Annotated in this window: 5 protein-coding genes; 1 reads left to right on the top strand and 4 read right to left on the bottom strand. The window is 70.1% G+C overall.

What is annotated here, in order from left to right:
* A partial coding sequence (gene leuS, locus V7E09_RS13930) for a leucine--tRNA ligase (RefSeq protein ID WP_324523572.1) occupies positions 1-2,855 on the bottom strand: 2,855 nt, incomplete at its 3' end.
* Positions 2,856-3,145: 290 nt separating this feature from the next.
* On the opposite strand from leuS, the gene V7E09_RS13935 reads away from it, so the two are divergent.
* Positions 3,146-3,949: a siderophore-interacting protein gene (locus V7E09_RS13935; RefSeq protein ID WP_324512393.1), complete on the top strand. Its 804-nt coding sequence runs from the start codon at positions 3,146-3,148 to the stop codon at positions 3,947-3,949.
* Positions 3,950-3,967: 18 nt separating this feature from the next.
* On the opposite strand, the gene V7E09_RS13940 is transcribed toward V7E09_RS13935, so the two are convergent.
* From V7E09_RS13940 to V7E09_RS13950, 3 genes are all read right to left on the bottom strand, one after another.
* The gene (locus V7E09_RS13940; protein WP_324512394.1) at positions 3,968-4,534 is read right to left on the bottom strand and encodes a type II toxin-antitoxin system PemK/MazF family toxin; all 567 of its coding nucleotides are present in this window, start codon (positions 4,532-4,534) and stop codon (positions 3,968-3,970) included.
* Complete coding sequence (locus tag V7E09_RS13945; RefSeq protein ID WP_324512395.1) at positions 4,531-5,133, bottom strand: hypothetical protein; 603 nt, start codon at positions 5,131-5,133, stop codon at positions 4,531-4,533. The genes V7E09_RS13940 and V7E09_RS13945 overlap by 4 nt, the downstream gene beginning before the upstream one ends.
* A 69-nt stretch (positions 5,134-5,202) precedes the next feature.
* Complete coding sequence (locus V7E09_RS13950; RefSeq protein ID WP_324512396.1) at positions 5,203-5,790, bottom strand: TetR/AcrR family transcriptional regulator; 588 nt, start codon at positions 5,788-5,790, stop codon at positions 5,203-5,205.
* Positions 5,791-5,937: the final 147 nt, after the last annotated feature.

Below are 5,937 nucleotides of genomic sequence, written 5' to 3' on the forward strand. Positions count from 1 at the left end.
GTGCGCTCGACGCCGGGGGCGGCCAGGGCGGCGGCCTCCAGGTCGGCGTCGGAGATGGCGGGGGAGACCTCGAGCCGGTCGCGGACCTTTCCGGCGACCTGCACGACGCAGGTGACGGTCTCCTCGACCAGCAGGGAGGCGTCGCTCACCTGCGGGAACGGCGCGTACGTCACCGAGTCGGTGTGCCCCAACCGCGACCACAGCTCCTCGGCGATGTGCGGGGCGACCGGAGCGATCATCAAGACCAGCGCCTCAGCGGCCTCGCGGGGCACCGACTCCAGGCCGGTCAGATGGTTGTTCAGCATGATCAGCTTCGCGATCGCGGTGTTCAGCCGCATCTGCTCCATCTCGGCGGTCACGTCGACGATCGTGCGCGCCAGCAGGCGTGCCGTCTCGGCGTCGGGGGCCGCGTCCGTGACCGTCACCTCGCCGGTGTGCTCGTCGACGATGTTGCGCCACAGCCGCTGCAGGAACCGCTGGGAGCCCACCACGGCGCGGGTGTCCCAGGGACGCGACAAGTCCAAGGGGCCCATGCTCATCTCGTACACCCGGAAGGTGTCCGCGCCATAGGTGGCATACATCTCGTCGGGGGTCACCATGTTCTTCAGCGACTTGCCCATCTTCCCGTACTCGCGGTGGACGCGCGTGCCCTCGTGGGTCCAGAACGGCTCGCCGTCCTCCCCGGCCTGCTCCACGACCTCCTCGGCGGGCACGTAAACGCCGCGGTCGTCGGTGTAGGCGTGGGCCTGCACGTAGCCCTGGTTGAACAGCTTGTGGAAGGGCTCCACCGAGGAGACATGCCCCAGGTCGAACAGCACCTTGTGCCAGAACCGGGAGTACAGCAGGTGCAGCACGGCATGCTCCACGCCGCCCACGTACAGGTCGGCGCCCCCGGTGGTCAGCGTCCCGTCGGACTGCTTGCGCGGCCCCATCCAGTACTGCTCGATCGCCGGATCGACGGCATAGGAGGCGTCCTCGGGATCCAGGTAGCGCAGCTCGTACCAGCACGAACCCGCCCAGTTGGGCATGGTGTTGGTGTCGCGTCGGTACGTCTTGGGCCCCTCGCCCAGATCCAGCGTGACCTCGACCCAGTCCTGCGCGCGCGACAGCGGCGACTCGGGGTTCGACTCGGCGTCGTCGTCGGCATACACCTTCGGTTCGAAGTTCGCCACCGGAGGCAGTTCGACGGGCAGCAGCGCATCCGGGACGGGGATGACGCGGCCGTCGGTCGTGTCGTAGACGACCGGGAACGGTTCGCCCCAGTAGCGCTGGCGGGAGAACAGCCAGTCCCGCAGCCGATACGTGGTGGTGGCCCGCCCCGCCCCCTTCTCCTCCAGCCAGGTGGAGATGACGGCCTTCGCGTCGGCGATACCCAGCCCGTTCAGGCTGATCTCGGCGTTGGCGGAGTTGATGACGACGCCGTCTCCGGAGTAAGCGCCCTCGTGGCCTTCGGGCGCCTCGACGGTGGCGACCACCGGCAGCTCGTAGGCGGTCGCGAAGTCGAAGTCGCGCTGATCGCCGGACGGCACGGCCATGATCGCGCCCGTGCCGTATCCCATCAGGACATAGTCGGCGATGAAGATGGGCAGCCGATCCCCGTTCACGGGGTTCGTGGCGTAACCGCCGGTGAAGACGCCCGTCTTGGCGCCCGCGTCGGCCTGACGCTCCTCGGCGGTCTTCGCGGCGGCCGTGGCCCGGTAGTGGGCGACCGCTTCGGCCGGGGTCGCGGCACCGCCCGTCCAGGCCGCGGGGACGCCCGTGCCCCAGGACGGCGAGGCGGCGACCAGCTCGTCCACGATGGCGTGCTCGGGGGCCAGGACCATGTAGGTCGCGCCGAACAAGGTGTCGGGGCGCGTCGTGAACACCGTCAGCGTCTCGTTGAGGCCCACGACCGGGAAGTCGACGTGCGCGCCCTCGGAGCGGCCGATCCAGTTGCGCTGCATGCTCTTGACCTTGTCCGGCCAATCCAGCCGGTCCAGGTCGGCGACCAGACGGTCGGCATAGGAGGTGATCCGCATCATCCACTGGCGCAGGTTCCGCTTGAACACCGGCTTGTTGCCGCGCTCGGAACGCCCGTCCGCGGTGACCTCTTCGTTGGCCAGAACCGTGCCTAGCCCCGGGGCCCAGTTGACGGGGACGTCCGCGACGAACGCCAGCCGGAACTCACCCAGCACCTGCTCGACCTCGGCGGCGCTCAGTTGCGTCCAGGCGCGGCCGGTGAACGGTTCGGGGAGCGCGCGCGACCCGTCGGCGAACTGGGCGATCAGGGTCTCGATCGGGCGTGCCGAACCCTGCGATCCGTCCGGCGCCGTCGCCTCGGGGTCGAACCAGGAGTTGAAGATCTGCAGGAAGATCCACTGCGTCCACCGGACGAAACCGGCGTCGGTCGTCGCGAAGGAGCGCTGCTCGTCGTGCGCCAACCCCATGCGACGCAACTGGCGGCGCATGGTCGCGATGTTCTCATCGGTGGTGATCCGAGGGTGCTGACCCGTCTGCACCGCGTACTGCTCGGCGGGCAGGCCGAACGCGTCATAGGAGAGGGCGTGCAGGACATGGTGGCCGGTCATGCGCTTGAAGCGGCCGACCGCGTCTGTGGCGATGTAGCCCAGCGGGTGCCCGACGTGCAGCCCCTTGCCCGAGGGGTAGGGGAACATGTCCAGCAGGTAGAACTTCTTCGCGGTCGCCGCATCGACGCCCGGGTCGGGATCGGGGGTGCGGAAGGTGCCCTCGTCCGCCCACCGCTGCTGCCACGCCGTCTCGATCTGCTCGGCCAGCGCGGCGGTGTAGCGCTGGGCTGGCACCTCGCTGGCCGGTTGCGCGGCGGGGGAGGGGCTGGACGCGTCGGAGTTGCTCATTGATCCTGTTCCTTGTCTGCCCGCACGGACCATGCGGTGCCATCTGACGTCCACGATTCCTGTCGCACTCGCCCGAACGACGGGCGGTGGGGGCGGCCACGCTGATGCGACGCAGCCCTCGCGCGTGCGGGGCGCATCCGCTGAAGATCAGCGCAGCCCGATAAGGAGTCCACGAGGCACAGTCATGGCGGCGACTTTACCGCACCCGTTCTCACCCGGGTGCTGCACGCTGCGCGCTGGCCACGTGATTTAGGTTAGGCTTGGCTTAGTTATTTCGAGAGGGAGTGGGCATGGCCTTCAAGGACGCGCGGCGTGAACGTGGTCTCTACCGGGCGGAGGTTCTCCGGACCGAGCGGGTCACCCCGCACATGATGCGGGTCACCGTCGCCGGAGATGACCTGACCCGGCTGCCCCACCACGGTTATGACCAGTGGTTCCGGCTGTTCCTGCCCCGTTCGTCCGGCGACACGGACTTCTCTGCGGTCCCCGAACAGTTCGGCGTGGCCAGTTACGTGAAGTTCCTGCTGAACTCCCCGGCAGCGACCCGCCCGGTCGTGCGCAGCTACACGGTGCGGGCGTTCCGCCCCGACGCGGGCGAAGTGGACATCGACTTCGTGACGCACGGCGACCTCGGGGAGGCGGGCCCCTGGGCGACACGGGCGCAGCCGGGCGAACGCGTCATGCTCCTGGATCAAGGCCGCGGCTTCGATCCGCTCCCATCGGCGGGCGCCCACCTGTTCGCCGGCGACGAATCTGCGCTGCCCGCGATCCTGGGCATCCTGCGCGACCTACCACGAGACGCCCGCGGCGTCGCCGTGCTGGAGGTCATCGACGCCGACGACGCACAGCAGCACGAGGCGCCCGACGGCGTCGAGGTGCGCTGGATCGCCCGCGACGACGGTGCCCGGCCGGGTTCCGCGGCGCTGGCGGCGCTGCAGGGGGTACCGATCGACGACCCCGGGACGCTGGTGGCCTACCTGGCCGGCGAACAGGCGCTTCCCGCCGAAGGGCGACGACACCTGGTGAACGCCGGCGTGCCGAAGAACAGGATTGTCTTCACCGGATACTGGCGGCTGGGCAAGGCAGCCCTCTAGGAACGTGCCGCCCTGGCATCAGGACAGCCGGCGGCGCATCTCGCGCACCACCGCGTCGAACGTCTCCTGGCTGACCGAGACGGACACGCGCCGGACTCGCCCCGGATCGACGCGCAGCACCCGATTGACGCGCACCTCGCTGCGTCGCCCCTGTTGATCCCAGGCCCCTGAGCCGATGTCCACCCAGAACCTGCCTGCGCGGGCCTCCTGGGCTGCGTCCCGGTCATGGTCGACGCTCGTCATCTGCAAGGCCAGCAGCCAGGCGCCGTCGCGCCCGATCAGGAGCACCGGGCGGTCCTTACCGCGGCTGTGGTCCTCCTCGTAGGGCACCCACGTCCACACCACCTCCCCGGGGTCGGGATTCTTGCCCGGCACCGGGGAATAGCTGACCTGCGGCATGCCCGGGTAGTCGCCCGGGTAGCGGGGAAACGCCTCACCCGTCGGGCGCGTGTCCCGAGCGGTGGGGGACGGCGTCCGCCGGGTCTTCGCCGATGACGTCGTCGTGTCGCGCGTCCAGGCATGCAGGCCAGCGCGGATCGTGTCGCCCAGAATGCGGCCCAGGGCGGACAGCAACGTGGTGCTCATGCGAGGTAGCGGGGCAGTGGGCCGTAGTGGATCGGCCCCCGGTCGGGCACCGGGGCGGGCGTGGGATGGCGCCGGGCCTGCCAGGCGTCGCAGTAGGCCCGGGAGTCAGGCAGCCAGAGGGTGCCCGCGGCCAACGCGAGCGGCACCAGGCTGCCGATCATCCAAGCGTTGCCCAGCAAGGTCAGCAGGCCCACGCCGACGGCGACGAGCCCAGCGATCCGGGCCCAGCCGTACCCCTTCCAGCCGTAGTAGCCCACGATGATGCCGCCGGCACCCACCGCGACTGCGACCGCGAACAAGGCGGCCACCATGCCGATCCGCACCAGGGAACCGGGCTCCGTCGCGACGACGCCGTTCAGCCAGGCGGCCTGCGCGAACGTCTCCACCGTCTTGCTCACCCAGAAGGCCACCAGCAAGCCGATGACCAGCACCGTGACAGCGAGGTAGGCCAGGACGACGCACGCCCAGATCGACCACGGCCGACGCGGTTCACCGGTCACGGGGTGGAGTCGGGGCTCCGGAGTCGCACGGGCCTCGGCGATCGGCATCCCGAGGTCGGGCGCCGGGACGGATGGCGGCGCTGCGGGCTGGGTCGACATGCTGGCCAGTCTAGGCGGGCGAGCCTTCCACGCGGCCCGGGTCCGTCGGGCGGCACCGGAGGGTCTCACTCACCAGGGATCGACGAGGTAGTACTGCAGCGTTCGCGCCAACGGGCCCAAGAGCGCCTGGCTGGTGGCGTGTGGCCGCGACGTGCGGCGCCCCAACTGCACCCCGACGAGGGCGCTGGCGGCGAGTTGCGCCCGCAGCGTCGCGTCGACGTGCCCGAAGTGGGTGGCCACCGGGAAGAACACCTCACGTGCCACCATCTCGATCGCGGCCCGCGCGCGGGCCGCTCCATCCCCGTTGGGACCGTCCATCAGGTTCTCCAAAGGGGCGGGGGCCGTCGGCCCCTGATGCTCCAGCAGCAGTCGTACTGCCCGTCGGCCCACCCCCTCGGTGGGCCCGTCCAGGACGGAGGTGACGTCGCGCTCCACCTCCCAGGTGGCCCCGGTCAGGGCCAGCAGGAACAGGGCCGCCTTCGAGGCGAAATAGTGGTGCACGAGCGCCGGATCGACCTCTGCTTCCCGGGCGACCGCACGCAGGCTGACCTTCTCGTAGCCGTCGCGGAGGAACAACGTGTTCGCCGCGGCGCGGATGGTGCCTTGGGTGTCGCTTCGACCCGGGCGGCGTCCGCGCGGCCGCGTCGGGGTAGTCATGCCGGCTTCTCTCGTCCGGTCGTAGGGAGATGGGGGTGCGATCTACTCGGGGATATGGTGCTCTGTCCTGGTCGCGGGCACAAGCGGCTAGATGTACTCGGCCATCAGGTTGGTGACACTCGGCTGATCGGGGGTTTGCCTCCGAGT

The organism is Propioniciclava sp. (assembly GCF_036744435.1).
Classification (GTDB): Bacteria; Actinomycetota; Actinomycetes; order Propionibacteriales; family Propionibacteriaceae; genus Propioniciclava.